Origin of the sequence: Campylobacter lari, assembly GCF_900638335.1 — a bacterium.
GTDB classification, from domain to species: domain Bacteria; phylum Campylobacterota; class Campylobacteria; order Campylobacterales; family Campylobacteraceae; genus Campylobacter_D; species Campylobacter_D lari_E.
In genome coordinates this window covers 431,209-451,513 of record NZ_LR134508.1, presented here as the reverse complement: position 1 = coordinate 451,513, position 20,305 = coordinate 431,209, and the positions used below count along the sequence as shown (strand labels likewise).

Below are 20,305 nucleotides of genomic sequence, written 5' to 3'. Positions count from 1 at the left end.
CTTAAAAATACATATAATAAGAATTAAATTCTTTAAAAATATCATCTTTACTAAAGCCATTTGATAGTAATACGGTTAATAGTATTCTAGCTTTTAAACTATCAAAAAAAATTTCCCATAATAAGACCATTATTTTGCAAGTCTATTTCACTACCTTTATATGAATATGTATTATAAGCAGTTGGCCCACTTCCTGTTCTAGATGTAACAACACAAGGTATATTTAAGCTTAATGGCTTTATTTTTTCAATAAAATCAAAAGAAACATGACCTGCCCCAAATCCATTTATTATCAAACCATCAAAAACAGATAATTTATCTAAAAAATAATCATCTCCAGATAAACAAGCAGGTATAATTGCAACTTTTTTATCTATTTTATCTGGAATGTTGTAAATTTTATTTTTATAAATAGGGCTGATATATCTTACTTGTTTCTCATATATATATCCAATATTTCCACCATTTATAGACACAAAAGTATCAAGAGAAAAAGAATTACTTTTATGCAAAAATCTTGGTTGATATATTATATGGTTAAAAACAACTAAAACACCTCTTTTTTGAGATGATTTATCGCTTGCAACAAGAATTGACTGATATAAATTACTAGACCCATCACTCCCAAGTTCACTAGGATTTTTCATAGCTCCAGTTACAATCATAGGCACTTCTTCATCCCACAGTAAGCTTAATAAAAATGCGCTTTCTTCTAATGTATCAGTACCCTGAGTAACAACTATACCATTAGAATTATTTCTAATTTCATTCTTTGCTACTTTTATGATTTCAAAAATATCTTCAAATTTTAAAGATGGACTTGGTACTGCCAATATACTTTTTGCTTCTATATTTATATTTTCTGTTAAACCAATACTGTCTACCAATGCCTTTGCGTTTAATTTAGGACTAACACCTCCTGATTCATCTTTCAACATACAAATAGTACCGCCTATACCTAAAACACTAATTTTCATCAACTCCTCCTTTTTAAAGTAAGCTAAATGTAAATCAATTATATAATTGACTTAAAATTAACTTATTCTCATTATTTATTTCAAAATATCAGGAAGTTCATTAATAATATTGAGCTCTAAAAGTTTTTGATAAACAGCTTTAGTATTTGCTTTAGCTATATATTTTTCAGAATAATAACCATTAACAACTCTAAAAAGACTCATGTAGTCCAAATCATATTTTTGAGCAAACTTTTTAAGATTAATATTATTATCTTCAAAATATTTTTTTAACAACCCATATCCTTTCAATTTGTAATTTTTATTTCAAATTGATTTTTTTTAAGATACAATTTAGAAATAATTTTTATACATTATATAGTTATTTTATTTATATGTCAATAATTTATAAATAAAATAACTATATATAGAAAGTGATAAATGGAAAATTTTAAATCATTGGTAGAAGAAATGAAACTTTATTTTAATGTTACTAGTTTAGAAATGGTAGCTGAGAAATTGGGTCTTAAGAAATCTACAGCAATAGGATGGAGACAACGAAAAAGGATATCTTCACATGCTATATTAAAGTTTAATCAACTAAAATATAAACAAAATAACTATATAAAATTAGTTGATAAAAATTTACAACAAACTGAGAAAACAAACAATAAAGATACAATATTGATTCCATTTTATAAAAACTATTATCTCTCGTCAGATTTTACCAACAATAATAATATCATCAAGCAAAACATACCTTTTAATAAAAATGAATTAAACAGCATGTTTAATTTGCAAGAATTTTTAAAAATAGGTATTATCGCTATGATAGGAAATAGTATGGAACCCACAATAAAAGAAGGAGAAATGGTTATATTTCAAAAAGATGATTCAAGTATAGAAGGTGGTATATATATTGTTGAATATCAAAAAGAAATTTTAATTAAAAGATTAAAAAAAAGACCTTTGTGTTTAATTAGTGATAACAAAGAATATCCTATTATCGATATTAAAAAATCTAAAGAATTAAAAATCATAGGAAGAATTATTGGAGCATATAAAATTGATTATAAAAAATTATAAATAAAAATTTTATTCCACACCAAAATTTGTAATCTTCCTAGAATCAGCCATTGCACTTTAAAAATCAATTCCAATTTTTATACTTTTACTGACTTGGTGTTTAATTGTAAGTTTTAGAATTTATTTTACTCTTTTAAAAACAAAATAACAAAAATTCAAACTATAACTCTTGCTTCTTGTAAAAAACTTTAAGGGCGTTCTGCAAAGCCTATAAATTTTTAAAATTTAGATCTTCTATGTCATTTTCTTGTTTATTTGCAAGCGTAGATACCATATAAATAGTTTAATCCATTTCATTATTACTTGTATTAGTAGCATTTTTTAAAGGTGTTTTCATTTTTAATTCTTCACACTCTCAAGTCGGATTAGTTTTTAATTTTACCATTTTTTATATGCAAAAAAATTATGTGAAACAAAAATTGATACAACAAAAATAAAAAATCACAAACTAAAGAAATTTAGAAAAAATAATATAGTTATTACATTTGAGAAAGTGAATAAAATTAATAAAATGAATTAAAAAATACGATATTCAGTGGGAGTTGCACCCACAATACAACCTATTTTACCTAAGTAATACACTTAATTGCTTCACATCTATTGCCATAATGATAATTGTAGTCTTGTTAAAAAAAGGAGTTTAAAGTTTTAATTTAATTTTTTAAAACTAAGTTATAATTATAAAATTACTAGTTTGAATAAACTTGACAATTATAATACTTTATTCGCAAGCTCTAAAGTAAGTGAAAAAATTAAAATACAAGGTAAAACACCTATTATACTAAAACTAAAACAAGCTATGTAATTAATTATTATTAAAGATTAAACAAAGCACAACTAAAAAAAGAATGATAAAAAACACCAATCAAGATAATAAAATAAAAATTAAAGGACCAGCTCAACTAAAAACATAAAACACAATCTAAAATGATAAAAATATAAAATAATGTCACAAACAAACACCTAAATAAAATAATCCAACTAAATAACTAAATTTTATAAAATAATAAAAAATAACAATAAACATCCTACCTAATCAACACAAACTAATTAGAAATTTTCACAAGCTAACCAAGCTAATCCACCACAAGCAGTAAAAACTAAACCACTAAATAATTCATGATCGCACCATAAAAGAAATAAAAGAAATAAAAGAAATAAAAGAAATAAAAGAAATAAAAGAAATAAAAGAAATAAAAGAAATAAAAGAAATAAAAGAAATAAAAGAAATAAAAGAAATAAAAGAAATAAAAGAAATAAAAGAAATAAAAGAAATAAAAGAAATAAAAGAAATAAAAGAAATAAAAGAAATAAAAGAAATAAAAGAAATAAAAGAAATAAAAGAAATAAAAGAAATAAAAGAAATAAAAGAAATAAAAGAAATAAAAGAAATAAAAGAAATAAAAGAAATAAAAGAAATAAAAGAAATAAAAGAAATAAAAGAAATAAAAGAAATAAAAGAAATAAAAGAAATAAAAGAAATAAAAGAAATAAAAGAAATAAAAGAAATAAAAGAAATAAAAGAAATAAAAGAAATAAAAGAAATAAAAGAAATAAAAGAAATAAAAGAAATAAAAGAAATAAAAGAAATAAAAGAAATAAAAGAAATAAAAGAAATAAAAGAAATAAAAGAAATAAAAGAAATAAAAGAAATAAAAGAAATAAAAGAAATAAAAGAAATAAAAGAAATAAAAGAAATAAAAGAAATAAAAGAAATAAAAGAAATAAAAGAAATAAAAGAAATAAAAGAAATAAAAGAAATAAAAGAAATAAAAGAAATAAAAGAAATAAAAGAAATAAAAGAAATAAAAGAAATAAAAGAAATAAAAGAAATAAAAGAAATAAAAGAAATAAAAGAAATAAAAGAAATAAAAACTATCTCTAAAGAAAAAACAAATAATAAATCAATTAAGGATTTAACTAAGTAATAAGTAAGAATAATAAAAGAATTAACAAGTCCGCAATGAGCTACTTTCCCCCTGCCAGTAAGGCGTAGTATCATCACCCACGATGTGCTTAGCTTCTTGGTTCGGGATGGAGCAAGGCGTCTCCACATCTGTATAATCACGGACATTGTTATTTAAATATTCTTCGGAAGATTTAGTTTAAAATAAAACTTTACCTTTATATTTTTTGCTTTTTTTCTTCTTTTACTTATCTTTCATTTTTGATAAGCTTTTATAAAAAATACTTAAAAAACAATGTTAAGAGCAAGTTCCAATATAAACTTTACTTGTAAGATTTTATAAGCTAAATGTAGTTTTCATATAAAAACATTTAAAGCTTTATTAAAAACCTTAACAAGGAAGTGATGCTTAAATAAGATAAGCCAAACGCTCTATTAGTACTGGTCAGCTAAAGGACTTTCATCCATTACACACCCAGCCTATCAAACTAGTAGTCTTCTAGAGAGCTTAGAGAAGATTCATCTTAGAGTTGGCTTCACGCTTAGATGCTTTCAGCGTTTATCCGTTCCAAACTTAGCTACGCTGCGATGCTCTTGGCAGAACAACAGCTACACCAGTGGTTTGTTCAACCCGGTCCTCTCGTACTAGGGTCAAATCTCTTCAATCTTCTTACGCCCACGGCAGATAGGGACCGAACTGTCTCACGACGTTCTGAACCCAGCTCGCGTACCGCTTTAAATGGCGAACAGCCATACCCTTGGGACCTGCTCCAGCCCCAGGATGCGATGAGCCGACATCGAGGTGCCAAACCTCCCCGTCGATGTGAGCTCTTGGGGGAGATCAGCCTGTTATCCCCGGGGTACCTTTTATCCTTTGAGCGATGGCCCTTCCACACAGAACCACCGGATCACTAAGACCGACTTTCGTCTCTGCTTGACTTGTATGTCTTGCAGTTAAGCTGGCTTATACCTTTATACTCTACGAACGATTTCCAACCGTTCTGAGCCAACCTTTGTAAGCCTCCGTTATTATTTGGGAGGCGACCGCCCCAGTCAAACTACCCACCAGACATTGTCCCACTTGAGGATAACTCAAGCTGGTTAGCTACCCAAATAAGAAAGAGTGGTATCTCAACAACGGCTCATATACAACTGGCGTCATATACTCAAAGCCTCCCACCTATCCTGCACATTCTTATCCAAATAGCAGTGTCAAGCTGTAGTAAAGGTCCACGGGGTCTTTCCGTCTTGCCGCGGGTAGGAGGAATTTTCACCTCCACTACAATTTCACTGGATCCCTCTTTGAGACAGCTCCCATCTCGTTACGCCATTCATGCAGGTCGGTATTTAACCGACAAGGAATTTCGCTACCTTAGGACCGTTATAGTTACGGCCGCCGTTTACTCGGGCTTCGATCAAGAGCTTCGCTAATGCTAACCCCATCAATTAACCTTCGAGCACCGGGCAGGCGTCACACCCTATACATCCTCTTACGAGTTAGCAGAGTGCTGTGTTTTTGGTAAACAGTCGGGAGGGACTCTTTGTTGTAAGTTTCTTCGCTTTCGGAGTAAATCCTAATACGAAGCGAACCACACCTTATACCGAAGATACGGTGCTATTTTGCAGAGTTCCTTAAAGAGAGTTCTTCCACGCGCCTTAGAATACTCATCCCACCCACCTGTGTCGGTTTACGGTACGGGCAACATTAGCTAAACTTAGAAACTTTTCTTGGCTCGACGGCATCAGCAATTCTCCTCGCTGTCCGAAGACTTTGAAGAGCCTTTCAGTTCTCGGAGTATTGTTATACGGATTTGCCTATATAACCTCCTACGACCTTAGACTAGCACTTCCATCCGCTAGCTTGCTTAGCCCTAAGCGTCCTTCCATCGCACACTAATGTTGGTATTGGAATATTAACCAATTTGCCATCGTCTACCCCTTTCGGACTCGACTTAGGACCCGACTAACCCTACGATGACGAGCATCGCGTAGGAAACCTTGGGTTTACGGCGTTAATGATTCTCACATTAATTATCGCTACTCATGCCTGCATGCTCACTTCTATTCGCTCCAGCACTCCTTACCGGTATACCTTCGGCGCAAATAGAACGCTCTCCTACCACTTGATAAAATCAAGTCTACAGCTTCGGTACTTACTTTAGCCCCGTTATATTTTCCGCGCAAAATCACTAGACCAGTGAGCTATTACGCTTTCTTTAAAGGATGGCTGCTTCTAAGCCAACCTCCTGGTTGTTTAAGTAACTTCACATCGTTTTCCACTTAAGTAAGATTTAGGGACCTTAGCTGGTAGTCTGGGTTGTTTCCCTCTTGACGACGGATTTTATCACTCGCCGCCTGACTGCTGTGATTACATATAAGGTATTCGGAGTTTGATAGGGTTTGGTACATTGGTGTATGCCCTAGCCCATTCAGTGCTCTACCCCCTTATACTACGACACAACGCTATACCTAAATATATTTCGGAGAGAACCAGCTATCACGAAGTTTGATTGGCCTTTCACCCCTATCCACAAGTCATCCGGGGGCTTTTCAACGCCTATCGGTTCAGTCCTCCACTAGTTCTTACACTAGCTTCAACTTGCTCATGGATAGATCACTTCGTTTCGGGTCTGCAGCATCTGACTTAAGCGCCCTATTCAGACTCGCTTTCGCTACGGCTTCGCGTGTGCTTAACCTTGCCAGACACCACAACTCGCAGGCTCATTATGCAAAAGGCAGTCCATCACACTGTATTGCTACATAGTGCTCTGAATGATTGTAAGCAAATGGTTTCAGGTTCTATTTCACTCTGATCACCTCAGTTCTTTTCACCTTTCCCTCACGGTACTTGTGCACTATCGGTCTGGTAGTAGTATTTAGGGTTGGATCGTGGTCGACCCAGCTTCAGACAGGATTCCTCGTGTCCCGCCCTACTCAGGATACTGCTAGCTAAGGTTTGGTTTTCGTATACGGGACTATCACCCTCTATGGCTACACTTTCCAGAGTGTTCTACTAACCTTACCTATTGCACATTGCAGTCCTACAACCCCCAGTGCAAGCACTGGGTTTGCCCTCTTGCGCTTTCGCTCGCCGCTACTAACGCAATCTCTATTGATTTCTTTTCCTGTAGGTACTAAGATGTTTCAATTCCCTACGTTCGCTCCATTATGGTAGTATATATCTCTATATACTGGGTTGCCCCATTCGGAAATCTACGGATCAAAGCTTCTTGACAGCTCCCCGTAGCTTATCGCAGTCTAGTACGTCCTTCATCGCCTTTACCAGCCAAGGCATCCACCATTCGCTCTTAATAGCTTACCTTTTAATTCATTCTAAAACGCATCACTTCCTTGTTAAAGTTTTTATGATAAGACTTTACTATCTTAAGACGGAAAGCTTTTAAACACTTAATAAAACTAAACAAATTAGTCTAACTAAGCTGTGAGTTTAAAACTTGTCTTTAACTAAAGCTAAAGAAAAGATAGTTAGGTTTTATCCTTTAACAAGTCCTGTAAAATTGTTTTTATTAAAACTTGCTTGTGACTCTTAACAATGATAATTCAAATAACATTAAATAACTAATCTAATATATAAATATTCTATTATTTATTTAGCTTAGGTCTTAAAACCTAAAGGAAGTATATATAAAGAGTTTAAATAATTTAAAAATATAAATAATAAAGTATTTTACTCTGCTTATTGCTATATTATTAACTATATACTTGCTTTAAGTTTTAAAACTTTAATTTATGATTGATAAACAAATCTTTTTTATGGTGGGCCTAACAAGACTTGAACTTGTGACCTCACCCTTATCAGGGGTGCACTCTAACCAGCTGAGCTATAGGCCCTTAATAAATGGTGGAGAATAGCGGGATCGAACCGCTGACCTCCTGCGTGCAAAGCAGGCGCTCTCCCAGCTGAGCTAATTCCCCAAAATTAGCTTTTCATCAATCTTTGAAATCTAAACAAGGATGATTGAGCCTATATATGAACTGATAGTTGTGAGACTTATCAGTTTGTACTCTAGAAAGGAGGTGATCCAACCGCAGGTTCTCCTACGGTTACCTTGTTACGACTTCACCCCAGTCGCTGATTCCACTGTGGACGGTAACTAGTTTAGTATTCCGGCTTCGAGTGAAATCAACTCCCATGGTGTGACGGGCGGTGAGTACAAGACCCGGGAACGTATTCACCGTAGCATGGCTGATCTACGATTACTAGCGATTCCGGCTTCATGCTCTCGAGTTGCAGAGAACAATCCGAACTGGGACATATTTTATAGATTTGCTCCACCTCGCGGTATTGCGTCTCATTGTATATGCCATTGTAGCACGTGTGTCGCCCTGGGCATAAGGGCCATGATGACTTGACGTCGTCCACACCTTCCTCCTCCTTACGAAGGCAGTCTATTTAGAGTGCTCAGCCTAACTGTTAGCAACTAAATACGTGGGTTGCGCTCGTTGCGGGACTTAACCCAACATCTCACGACACGAGCTGACGACAGCCGTGCAGCACCTGTCTCTAAGTTCTAGCAAGCTAGCACCCTCATATCTCTATAAGGTTCTTAGGATATCAAGCCCAGGTAAGGTTCTTCGCGTATCTTCGAATTAAACCACATGCTCCACCGCTTGTGCGGGTCCCCGTCTATTCCTTTGAGTTTTAATCTTGCGACCGTACTCCCCAGGCGGTACACTTAATGCGTTAGCTGCATTACTGAGATGACTAGCACCCCAACAACTAGTGTACATCGTTTAGGGCGTGGACTACCAGGGTATCTAATCCTGTTTGCTCCCCACGCTTTCGCGCCTTAGCGTCAGTTAAGTTCCAGCAGATCGCCTTCGCAATGGGTATTCTTGGTGATATCTACGGATTTTACCCCTACACCACCAATTCCATCTGCCTCTCCCTCACTCTAGACTACCAGTTTCCCAAGCAGTTCAACGGTTAAGCCGTTGGATTTCACAAGAGACTTGATAATCCGCCTACGCGCCCTTTACGCCCAGTGATTCCGAGTAACGCTTGCACCCTCCGTATTACCGCGGCTGCTGGCACGGAGTTAGCCGGTGCTTATTCCTTAGGTACCGTCAGAATTCTTCCCTAAGAAAAGGAGTTTACGCTCCGAAAAGTGTCATCCTCCACGCGGCGTTGCTGCGTCAGGGTTTCCCCCATTGCGCAATATTCCCTACTGCTGCCTCCCGTAGGAGTCTGGACCGTGTCTCAGTTCCAGTGTGACTGATCATCCTCTCAGACCAGTTAAGCGTCATAGCCTTGGTGAGCCATTACCTCACCAACTAGCTGATACTATATAGTCTCATCCTACACCGAAAAAACTTTCCCTACTCAACTTGTGTTAAGCAGGAGTATAGAGTATTAGCAGTCGTTTCCAACTGTTGTCCTCTTGTGTAGGGCAGATTAACTATACCTTACTCACCCGTGCGCCACTAATCCACTTCTAGCAAGCTAAAAGCTTCATCGTTCGACTTGCATGTATTAGGCACGCCGCCAGCGTTCACTCTGAGCCAGGATCAAACTCTCCATAAAAATAATTGGATAAGTTTAATCTTTTTCTTCAAAGAAAAAGTTGATTGTTAAGATTTAAAAATAAATCTTTCTGGCTCAATCGATCACTTATTTAGATTTCAAAGATTGACTATAAGATTTGATTAACAATATTAATAATTTAAAGAACAAACACTAAAAAATTAAGACAAAAAATCTTAGCTTTTTAAAACCCTTTTATTTTAAAAGGAAATGAAATTATATCAATAAAAGCTTAAAGTTTTATTAAATAGATTAGACATGTGGGGAATTATTAAAAAAGGAGGAGAATAGAGTGTGTTATGGTATGTGATAGGTAAATATGGTGGAAGCGCTGTGGATATTGGTTTATAACATGCGGTAAATTTTTAGAAAAAAATAATAAGATATGAGTTATTATAAAATGTAGAAAATTTATGTCAAATATAATGAAAACAATATCTTAAATATAGCTAATAAACAAGAAAACAAAAGAGAAAACTAACAATTAAAGCTAAAATATGATTAGATAAATTTATATCAAAATGTATAAAGATAACGAATAGATTATCTTTTTTGTTTATTAAGAAGATTCACACTTAATAAAACAATAAAACTAAAAATTAAAAGTATAAGACTATAAATATGGGCTGTGGCAAAATCTAAATTTTCCATACTTTCATATATAGCAATACTAGCTACTTTTGTTTCTCCGCTTAAAGAACCACCTATCATTAATACTATACCAAACTCACCCATAGTATGTGCAAAACTTATTACCAAAGCACTGAGTATAGCTGGTTTAATACTAGGTAAGATTACCCTAAAAAGTGTGATGAAAGAATTTTTTCCCAAAGAAAAACTAGCTTCTATAATATTTTTAGAAATCATAGACATTGCATTATATAAAGGATTAAACATAAAAGGTAAAGAATAAATACAACTTGCTATCACCAAACCTTCAAAGGTAAAAGCTAAGGTGATATTAAAGTATTTTTCTAAAAAATTCCCAAAAAAAGAGTATTTTGAAAATAAAATCAATAAGTAAAAACCAACAACAGATGGTGGTAAAACTAAAGGTAAGGTTATTATAGTTTCTAGAATTTTTTTTGCTCTAAATTGCTTAAAAGTAAAAACCCAAGCAAGAGGTACGCAAAAACAAAACAAAATTATACAAGTAATAATAGAAAGCTTTATGGAAACCAAAAAAGGTGTCCAATCTATACTTAATAATAATTGCATCATTATTAAAACTTTCTCAAGTCAAAAAAGACTTGAGATTATTTTCCTAAATTTGGCTCCATTTCTATAATTTTCCAAGGAAGTCCTTGAGTATTTAACTCATCCATAAAAGGTTTAGCGTCAAATTCTTCCATGTTAAACACACCTTTTCCTTGCCAAATTCCTTTAGCGATTAGCTTTGTTCCTATCATTGCAGGAACTCCGGTAGTATAACTCACAGCTTGTGCTCCAGTTTCTTTAAAGCATTCTTCGTGATTGCAAACATTGTAAATATAAACTTGTCTATCTTTTCCATCTTTTACACCACGAATCACACAACCTATATTAGTATAACCTTTGGTGCGAGGGCCTAAACTAGCAGGATCAGGAAGCAAGGTTTTTAAAAATTCTATTGGTATTATTTCTTTACCTTGATGCATAACAGGCTTAATACCTAACATACCAACATTTTCAAGACATTTCATATGAGTTAAATAGCTTTGTCCAAAAGTCATAAAAAATCTTATTCTTTTTAAACCTTTGATGTTTTTTACTAAACTTTCAAGCTCTTCATGATAAAGTAAATAGCTATCTTTTACCCCTACTTCAGGATAATCCCACTCCATTTTTATTTCCATAGGTTCAGTTTCTATCCATTTGCCATTTTCCCAGTAACGACCTTTAGCAGAAACCTCTCTTAAGTTAATCTCAGGGTTAAAATTAGTTGCAAAGGCATAGCCATGATCTCCAGCATTACAATCTAATATATCTATATAATGAATTTCATCAAACAAATTTTGCTGTGCATAAGCGCAAAATACATTAGTAACACCTGGATCAAATCCACTGCCTAAAAGTCCTAAAATTTCTGCTTGTTTAAACTTATCATTTCTTGCCCATTGTTCTTTATATTCAAATTTAGCTAAATCAGGATGTTCATAGTTTGCAGTATCTACATAGTGGATATTAGTTTGAATGCACGCATCCATTAAAGTAAGATCTTGATAAGGTAAAGCCACATTTAATAAAATTTCAGCTCCTGTTTTTTTGATAAGTTCTACAACAGCAGCAGTGTCATCTGCGTCTATTTGCTCAGTTTGAATTTCCACACCTAAACGCTCTTTTATAAAAGTTGCTATTTCATCACATTTACTTTTAGTTCTACTTGCTAGAGTTATTTTACTAAAAACATCACTATTCATTGCGCATTTTACAGTTGCAACGCGACTTACACCACCTGCACCTATAATCAAAAGATTTTTCATTATTTTTCCTTAAATTTTTTAGAAAATTGTAACAAAAAAACTTTATAAAGCATTGAAATAAAAAAACAAAAAATAATTTTTATAATGTTTTTTTAAAATAAAACAAGTAAAATGATAGTTTTTTAAATTTTTAAGGACACTTATGAATTTACAAAGTGTAGAACTTTCTTATCCTATTGTTATTACTTTTATTACCTATGCATTTTTAATGCTTTTTATAGGTTTTTATTTTTACAAAAAAAATCAAAACAGTAAAGATTATTTTGTTGGTAATGCTTCCATGGGACCTGTAATATCTGCCTTAAGTGCAGGTGCTTCTGATATGAGTAGTTGGCTTTTAATGGCTTTTCCTGGTGCTTTATATGCAGCTGGATTAGGGCAAATTTATATAGCCATAGGCTTAAGTTTTGGTATGTTTTTAAACTGGACCTTTGTTGCTAAAAGATTAAAGATTTTTTCTCAAATAGCTAAGGAATGTATTACAATTCCTGATTTTTTTGAAAGCCGTTTTCATGATGATAAGCATATTTTAAGAAGCATTTGTGCAATAGTTATTTTAGTATTTTTTACTATTTACATTAGTGCTGGATTAGTAAGTGGTGCTAAGCTTTTTGAAAGTGTATTTAATTTACCTTATATTTTTGCTTTAAGTATTGGATTTTTAGTTATTGTTTTATATACTTTTTTAGGCGGTTATAAAGCCGTATGCTGGACTGATATGATACAAGGACTTTTAATGATGAGCTCATTAATCATCATTCCTTTTGTGATGATTTTTGAACTTGGTGGCTTTGGTGAAGCCTTTTCTACTATAAATGATGCAAAACCTCAAGCCTTTGGCTTAGACGGTGGTGGTTGGCTAGTCGTGGTATCAACTCTAGCATGGGGACTTGGTTATTTTGGCCAACCTCACATTTTAATCCGCTTTATTTCTATAAAAAATGTAAAAGAAATTCCTACTGCAACTTTTATAGGTATAACTTGGATGGTAATTTCTTTATTTGGTGCTGCTATGATAGGATTTTTAGGTATTGCTTATATAGCCAAATTTAATCTTACTTTAAATGACCCTGAAAGAATATTTATTGTAATGTCTCAAGTGCTTTTTAATCCTTGGGTGGCAGGAATTTTACTCAGTGCAATTTTAGCAGCTATAATGAGTACTGCGAGTTCTCAACTACTAGTATGCGCTTCTAGCTTGGTGCAAGATTTTTATACACAAATCTTAAAAAGAAAAACAAATGATAAAAACATTACTTTATTATCACGTCTAGGTGTTTTGGCTGTTGCTTGTGTAGCTTTTATACTTTCACTTGATACTCAAAGTCAAATTTTAAGTATAGTTTCTTACGCTTGGGCTGGTTTTGGCGCTAGTTTTGGAAGTGTTATTTTATTTTCTTTATTTTATAAAAATATGAGTAAAGAAGGTGCGATAGCTGGAATGGTTAGCGGAGCTTTAACTGTTATATTTTATAAACATTTTGGCTCAAATTTTATAGCAATTTATGAAATCATCCCTGGATTTTTAGTTGCGAGTTGTTTTATTGTGATTTTTAGCATAATTTTTAAAGCAAAAAAACATACAATAAAACACTATGAAAAAATGCTAAAAGAAATTTAAATGTTTAAATCTTTTTTTTATTCAAAAAAATGGGCATTGTGGGCTTATTTGGGTTTATTTTTTTTGCTAGCTTCTTTACTCGCTCAAACTTCCATTAATGTTGCAATAAATGAATGGTATAAAGAATTTTATGATGTTTTACAAGATGCAAAAAATCACAGCATAGATGACTTTTATCATTTTATTAAGCAATTTTTATATTTAGCATTGCCTTATGTATTAATCGCTACTATCACACAATATTTTGGAAGTATTTATGCCTTTAAATGGCGTGAGGCTATGACTTTTGATTATATTAAATTTTGGCAAAAAAAAGATGACAATATAGAAGGTAGTTCACAAAGAATTCAAGAAGATATTTATAATTTTTCAAAAATCATAGAAAGCTTAGGATTGGCTTTTGTTAAGGCAATTATGACTTTAATTGCTTTTGTGCCAATTTTATGGATGTTAAGCGCACACGTTAATTTACCTATTTTAAAAGACATTAATGGCTCTTTAGTATGGATTGCATTTTTAGTTTCTTTGGGAGGTCTTGTTATATCATGGTTTGTTGGTATTAAATTACCTGGTCTTGAATATAATAATCAAAAAGCCGAAGCTGCTTTTAGAAAAGAACTTGTTTTTGCTGAAGATGATAGAAAAAATTATGCAAGTGATGAAAGTATTTTAAGTTTATTTACCGGACTTAAAATCAATTATAAAAGATTATTTTTGCATTATGGATATTTTAATATATGGCTTTATCTATTTGAGCAAATCATGGTTATAGTGCCTTTTTTAATCATGGCTCCAAGCTTGTTTTTAGGACTTATACAACTTGGAATTATCATACAAGTTGGCAATGCTTTTGATCAAGTTAGATCTTCATTTAGTATTTTCATCACCAATTGGACAACCATCACACAATTGCGTAGCATTTATAAGCGCTTAGATGAATTTGAAAAAAATATTGAATATAGAAAACATTAAATTAATTTAAAATATGTCATTTATTTTAAGCTAATTTTATAGTTTTGATTTGATATAATTTTGCAAAAAATTTATTAAAGGAGTTTTTTTGGACCCCAGTCAATCTTTAGACTTAAATCAAACATTACCCGCTGTTGCCTCAATTGATGTAGGCTATTCTACTTTTATGATTCTTGTTGCGTTAGCTTTAGTGCTTTTAAATGGATTTTTTGTTTTATCTGAATTTGCTATTGTTAAAGTACGTAGATCAAAACTTGAGGAAATGGTAAAAGAAAAAAAACGCAATGCAAAAAAAGCTTTAGAAGTAACCTCAAAGCTAGATACTTATTTAAGTGCCTGCCAACTTGGTATTACGCTAAGCTCTCTTGCTCTTGGTTGGATAGGTGAACCTGCTATCGCTAAAATTCTTGAAGTGCCTTTGGCAAATTTAGGCTTAGCTCCAGCATTAATTCATACCATAGCATTTGTTATTGCTTTTGCTATTATTACATTATTGCATGTTGTATTAGGTGAATTAGTTCCAAAAAGTGTTGCCATAGCTATTGCAGATAAAGCTGTTTTATGGATTGCAAGACCTTTGCATTTGTTTTGGCTACTTTTCTTACCTTTTATCAAAACATTTGATTTTTTAGCTGCAATTTCTTTAAAAGTTATAGGCATTAAGCCCGCTAAAGAACATGAATTAAGCCACTCTGAAGAAGAGATTAAATTTATTGCAAGTGAAAGTCAAAAAGGTGGAATACTGGATGAGTTTGAAACTGAAATCATACGCAATGCTGTTGATTTTTCAGATACAGTAGCAAAAGAAATCATGACCCCTAGAAAAGATATGATATGTCTTAACAAACAAAAAAGCTATGAAGAAAATATGCAAATAGTTTGTCAATACAAACATACACGCTTTCCATATATAGATGGTTCTAAAGATGTTATTTTAGGTATGGTACACATTAGAGACATCATGCAAAATGAACTTAGCAAAGATAAGAAAAATTTAGATGATTTTTTAATCAAAATGATCTTAGTTCCAGAAAATATTAGTATATCTAAAGTACTTTTCATGATGAATAAAGAACAAGTTCATACAGCATTAGTAGTAGATGAATATGGTGGTACAGCCGGTCTTTTAACCATGGAAGATATTATGGAGGAAATCGTTGGAGATATTAACGATGAACATGATGATTCTAGTCCACATTTTAAAAAACTTGCAGAAAATATCTATGAATTTCAAGGAAGATATGAAATTAGTGAAGTGGAAGAAATGCTTGATATACGCTTTAATGAAGAGCTAGAACAAGTCACTATAGGTGGATATGTTTTCAATCTTTTAGGACGCTTACCAGTAGTTGGAGATAGAATAGAAGATGAATTCTGCTACTATGAAGTCAAAAAGATGGATGGCAATAGTATAGAACGTATTAAAGTTGTACGCAAAAATACTGATGAAGAAGAGTGATAAACTCTTCTTTTTACTCTCATATATATCTCTCTCTCAAGTCTTATCCATTTATTCTAATACAAGGAAAATATTATACAATTACATGGTGAAATTAGTCAATTTATCATAAGTTATGTGAGAATTTAGGTAATTAAAACGCAATAAGTTCGTATACACTTGTTATGAAAAACAAAATATTTTTTATTTATATTGGCAAAATTGCTGAGAATTTTAAAAAATTAAGTACAATAACAAAACATATAAATTATGCTTATTAAAAATGAAAAAATACACGTCAATTTTTACATGAAAAGACTTAAAATTAAAAAAAGGGTATAGAAATAAAGAGATTAATCAACTCTTTGAGCGAGTATTAAATGCCTATAAAAATGAAAACAATAAAGAAATAATCCAAGTCATTAAGAATACACAACATTTTCATTTATATCAACTTATACTGAAAAATAGAAAATATATTAAAGATTTTGGAAAGCATATGAAATTAATGAATGAGTAATTAATTTAATTAATTCAAAAGGATATAAATAATTCAAGATGAGCAATAAGCTCATCTTGATAGATTAACCGTTTCTTTTTTTGATAATTTCTTCAGAAACATTTTTTGGAACTTCATCATAGTGATCAAATTCCATAGAGTAAGTAGCACGACCTTGAGTTTGACTTCTAAGATCAGTTGAATAACCAAACATCTCAGCCAAAGGACAAAATGCTGTAATAATTTTATTACCACCTCTTTCATCCATTGAATTTACTTGACCACGACGTTTATTTAAATCTCCAATAACATCACCCATGTATTCTTCTGGAGTTTCAACTTCAACTTTCATCATAGGTTCTAAGATTACCGCACCTGCTTTTCTAGCACCTTCTTTAAAGCCCATAGAAGCTGCAAGTTTAAATGCCATTTCAGAAGAATCCACTTCGTGGTAACTTCCGTCATAAACAGTTACTTTAACATCTTCAACAGGATATCCCGCTAAAACACCGTTTTGTAATGCTTCTTGAACACCTTTATCAACTGCTGGAATATATTCTTTTGGAATTACCCCACCTTTGATATCATTTACAAATTCATATCCACTACCTGGCTCAAGTGGCTCAAGTCTTAAGAATACATGACCATACTGACCACGACCACCTGATTGTTTAGCGTATTTATACTCTTGCTCAACTGTTTTTCTAATAGTTTCACGGTAAGCAACTTGAGGTTGACCAACTTCAGCTTCAACTTTAAATTCACGAAGCATTCTATCAACGATAATTTCTAAGTGAAGTTCACCCATACCTGAGATGATAGTTTGACCGCTTTCTTCATCTGTAGAAACTCTAAAGCTTGGATCTTCTTGAGCTAATTTATTTAAAGCAATAGACATTTTTTCTTGATCTGCTTTTGTTTTAGGCTCAACAGCAACTGAAATAACAGGATCTGGAAAGTCCATTCTCTCTAAAATAACCTTATCTTTTTCACTTGCTAAAGTATCGCCAGTTAGTGTGTCTTTAAGACCAACAACCGCTCCAATTTCTCCTGCATATAAAGTTTTAATCTCTTCTCTTTTATTAGAGTGCATTTTCAAAAGACGACCAATTCTTTCTTTTTTATCTTTTGTTGAGTTGTACGCATAAGATCCGCTTTCTAAACTTCCTCTATATACACGAACGAAAGTTAATTGCCCAACAAAAGGGTCGGTCATAATTTTAAATGCAAGACCTGCAAATTCACCATCATCGGTTGATTTTACAGACACTTCAGTACCATCTTCGTACTCACCTTTGATATTAGCAACTTCATCAGGAGCTGGTAAATAAGCAACAACGGCATCAAGTAATGGTTGAACACCTTTATTTTTAAAAGCTGTACCACAAAGCATAGGAACCATAGAAAGACTTAAACATCCTGCTTTAATACCTGCTTTGATTTCTTCTTGAGTAAGCTCTTCACCACCTAAATACTTTTCCATCAACTCGTCACTTGTTTCAGAAACCGCTTCTATCATTTTTGTGCGGTATTCTTCAGCTTTTTCTTTAAGCTCAACTGGAATTTCTTTTTCTACATAATCAGTTGGCTTATTTTCATCTTCCCATACCAAAGCTTTCATGGTAATAAGATCAATCACACCTTTGAAATTATCTTCAGCGCCAATTGGAATTTGAAGTGGAACTGGATTGCCTTTTAAGCGATTTTTAATTTGCTCTTCTACATTAAAGAAATTTGCACCAATTCTATCCATTTTATTTACAAAAACAATTCTTGGAACACCGTATTTATTAGCTTGTCTCCAAACAGTTTCTGATTGTGGTTGAACTCCACCTACTGAACAAAATACCGCAACAGCACCATCTAAAACACGCATTGATCTTTCAACTTCAATCGTAAAGTCAACGTGACCTGGAGTGTCTATAAGGTTGATTTGGTGATTTTTCCAAAAACAAGTTGTAGCAGCAGAAGTAATTGTAATACCTCTTTCTTTTTCTTGCTCCATCCAGTCCATTGTAGCTGCACCATCATGCACCTCACCAATTTTATGACTCATACCTGTAAAGAAAAGAATTCTCTCACTAGTAGTTGTTTTACCAGCATCAATGTGAGCTGCAATACCTATATTTCTAACTCTTTTTAAAGGAGTACTTCTTGACATGTTTTACTCCTCTTACCAGCGATAATGAGCAAATGCTTTATTAGCTTCTGCCATTTTATAAGTATCTTCTTTCTTCTTGAATGAAGCACCTTTGCTATTAGCTGCGTCTAATAATTCAGCTGCTAATTTTTCAATCATAGTTCTTTCACTTCTTTTTCTAGCAAAAGAAATAATCCATCTTATAGCTAAAGCTTGTTGCCTAGCTGGACGTACTTCTACTGGAACTTGATAAGTGGCACCACCAACACGACGAGATTTAACTTCTAATAAAGGCTTAATATTTTCAATAGCATCATTAAAAATTTCTATGCCTTTTTTTTCTCCGCCTTTTTTATCGATAGCTTCTAAAGCACCATACATAATAGTCGTAGCCGTGCTTTTTTTACCATCATACATTAAAGAATTAATGAATTTTGTGATTACTTTGTTTCCATAAATCGGATCTGGCAAGACTTCTCTTACCGGAGCTTTTCTTCTTCTCATAATTTTCCTTCAAATTTATAATTTTACTCAAACAAAATCAAATCTAACGGATTTGTCTGCAATCTTATTACTTAGCTGCTGCTTTAGGGCGTTTTGCACCATATTTAGAACGAGAAACAGTTCTTTTTGCAACACCTGCAGTATCTAAGGCACCACGAACAATGTGATACTTAACACCTGGTAAGTCTTTTACCCTACCACCACGCACTAAAACAATGCTGTGTTCTTGTAGGTTGTGACCTTCACCACCGATATAACTAATAACTTCAAAGCCACTTGTAAGTCTTACTTTGGCAACTTTTCTTAACGCTGAGTTTGGTTTTTTAGGAGTTGTTGTATAAACCCTAGTACAAACTCCCCTTCTTTGCGGGCAATTTTTAAGCGCTGGTGATTTAGATTTTTCTAAAACTTTTTTGCGCTCTTTTCTAACCAATTGATTTATGGTTGGCACAGTAATTCCTTTCATTAATAAAATAATAAACTTTGGATAATATCTAAATTTTACTTATAAAATTATAAACTATTAAGGTTTTCTTGGAGTTTTTCTAAAAACAAATAAATGCGATAAGCATCATTACTGGCATGATTAACATTAATACTAAAAGGAATGATAAATTTTTTATTTTCTTTTATAATCTTTCCACTTGTTATAATAGGAAAGAAATATTGCTCTTTTTTTGGCAAGTGTAAAGAAAAATTCTCAAAAGCTATCCAAGGAATGGTAGAAATATTAAAAAGTTATCTATAGGTTCTTTTAAAACATACTTTTATTACTTTTTAATAATTGTTTATCCTCTTCATATAAAGATAAAAAATCATTTAAATTTTCTTTATAGAAGTCCAAAGAATAAAAAAGTTTTAGAGTCCTTATGAAAAATAGTGTAAGAAGGAAGGATAACATCATAACATATCAGCTGTTTATTTTGATTTAAGCTAAATTTAAATCATCAAAAGTATTTATACTTTTGATAATAGTATAAATAAAACAAAGATAGATTTTATAAATTATTGTTTTTACAAAATAGTAAAAAACTAATATCTAATTTAACAACGATCTCAAACGAGCAAGGAATATTTTGAGTATAAAAGTTAAAATATTCTTTTCTTTTATATTGTTCTAAATCAATTATTTTAAACATAAAATACTTAAAAATCCTAGCAAAATTGCTAGGATTG

General features: G+C 32.3%; 13 protein-coding genes, 2 tRNA genes and 3 rRNA genes. 4 read left to right on the top strand and 14 right to left on the bottom strand.

All coding sequences use genetic code 11. From position 1 onward, the window contains the following. Positions 1-101: 101 nt before the first annotated feature. Together EL235_RS02385 and EL235_RS02380 are read right to left on the bottom strand one after the other, a co-directional pair. Complete coding sequence (locus EL235_RS02385) at positions 102-977, bottom strand: asparaginase (protein WP_126340727.1); 876 nt, start codon at positions 975-977, stop codon at positions 102-104. A 75-nt stretch (positions 978-1,052) separates the two neighbouring features. Further along, positions 1,053-1,253 carry a hypothetical protein gene (locus EL235_RS02380; protein ID WP_114640135.1) on the bottom strand — a complete coding sequence of 67 codons (201 nt, stop codon included), beginning with the start codon at positions 1,251-1,253 and terminating at the stop codon, positions 1,053-1,055. A gap of 144 nt (positions 1,254-1,397) precedes the next feature. Here EL235_RS02380 and EL235_RS02375 point away from each other — a divergent pair, with 144 nt between their 5' ends. Further along, positions 1,398-2,042: a S24 family peptidase gene (locus tag EL235_RS02375; protein WP_114640134.1), complete on the top strand. Its 645-nt coding sequence runs from the start codon at positions 1,398-1,400 to the stop codon at positions 2,040-2,042. A 1,955-nt stretch (positions 2,043-3,997) separates the two neighbouring features. On the opposite strand, the gene rrf is transcribed toward EL235_RS02375, so the two are convergent. From rrf to EL235_RS02330, 7 genes are all read right to left on the bottom strand, one after another. After that, a 5S ribosomal RNA gene (gene rrf, locus EL235_RS02360) occupies positions 3,998-4,114 on the bottom strand. A gap of 248 nt (positions 4,115-4,362) precedes the next feature. Then, a 23S ribosomal RNA gene (locus EL235_RS02355) occupies positions 4,363-7,270 on the bottom strand. 453 nt (positions 7,271-7,723) lie between these two features. Beyond that, positions 7,724-7,800, bottom strand: a tRNA-Ile gene (locus EL235_RS02350). A gap of 8 nt (positions 7,801-7,808) precedes the next feature. Then, positions 7,809-7,884, bottom strand: a tRNA-Ala gene (locus tag EL235_RS02345). A gap of 95 nt (positions 7,885-7,979) precedes the next feature. Next, positions 7,980-9,493 (bottom strand): 16S ribosomal RNA (locus tag EL235_RS02340). The 16S, 23S and 5S rRNA genes sit together here with 2 tRNA genes alongside, the layout of an rRNA operon. A gap of 543 nt (positions 9,494-10,036) precedes the next feature. Next, positions 10,037-10,714, bottom strand: a complete 678-nt coding sequence (gene modB, locus EL235_RS02335) for a molybdate ABC transporter permease subunit (protein WP_126340726.1) — start codon at positions 10,712-10,714, stop codon at positions 10,037-10,039. A 35-nt stretch (positions 10,715-10,749) separates the two neighbouring features. Continuing rightward, positions 10,750-11,955, bottom strand: coding sequence for a saccharopine dehydrogenase family protein (locus tag EL235_RS02330; RefSeq protein ID WP_126340725.1), 1,206 nt, complete (start codon positions 11,953-11,955; stop codon positions 10,750-10,752). A gap of 142 nt (positions 11,956-12,097) precedes the next feature. On the opposite strand from EL235_RS02330, the gene putP reads away from it, so the two are divergent. From putP to EL235_RS02315, 3 genes are all read left to right on the top strand, one after another. After that, complete coding sequence (putP, locus tag EL235_RS02325; RefSeq protein ID WP_126340724.1) at positions 12,098-13,576, top strand: sodium/proline symporter PutP; 1,479 nt, start codon at positions 12,098-12,100, stop codon at positions 13,574-13,576. Continuing rightward, a complete protein-coding gene (locus tag EL235_RS02320; protein WP_039617759.1) occupies positions 13,577-14,548 on the top strand; it encodes a putative transporter in 972 nt (323 codons plus the stop codon). An 88-nt stretch (positions 14,549-14,636) separates the two neighbouring features. After that, on the top strand, positions 14,637-16,007 hold the full coding sequence (locus EL235_RS02315; protein ID WP_039625516.1) for a hemolysin family protein: 1,371 nt from the start codon (positions 14,637-14,639) through the stop codon (positions 16,005-16,007). 563 nt (positions 16,008-16,570) lie between these two features. Here EL235_RS02315 and fusA read toward each other — a convergent pair. The 5 genes from fusA to EL235_RS08060 form a co-directional block, all read right to left on the bottom strand. Beyond that, positions 16,571-18,646: an elongation factor G gene (fusA, locus tag EL235_RS02310; protein WP_114640129.1), complete on the bottom strand. Its 2,076-nt coding sequence runs from the start codon at positions 18,644-18,646 to the stop codon at positions 16,571-16,573. Between the two features lie 12 nt (positions 18,647-18,658). Continuing rightward, complete coding sequence (gene rpsG, locus EL235_RS02305; protein ID WP_012661188.1) at positions 18,659-19,129, bottom strand: 30S ribosomal protein S7; 471 nt, start codon at positions 19,127-19,129, stop codon at positions 18,659-18,661. A gap of 67 nt (positions 19,130-19,196) precedes the next feature. Beyond that, a complete protein-coding gene (gene rpsL, locus EL235_RS02300; protein ID WP_012661187.1) occupies positions 19,197-19,580 on the bottom strand; it encodes a 30S ribosomal protein S12 in 384 nt (127 codons plus the stop codon). A 62-nt stretch (positions 19,581-19,642) separates the two neighbouring features. Continuing rightward, positions 19,643-19,858, bottom strand: a complete 216-nt coding sequence (locus tag EL235_RS08065) for a CatA-like O-acetyltransferase (protein WP_114640128.1) — start codon at positions 19,856-19,858, stop codon at positions 19,643-19,645. Between the two features lie 269 nt (positions 19,859-20,127). Beyond that, positions 20,128-20,268: a CatA-like O-acetyltransferase gene (locus tag EL235_RS08060; protein ID WP_114640127.1), complete on the bottom strand. Its 141-nt coding sequence runs from the start codon at positions 20,266-20,268 to the stop codon at positions 20,128-20,130. Between the last annotated feature and the right edge of the window lie 37 nt (positions 20,269-20,305).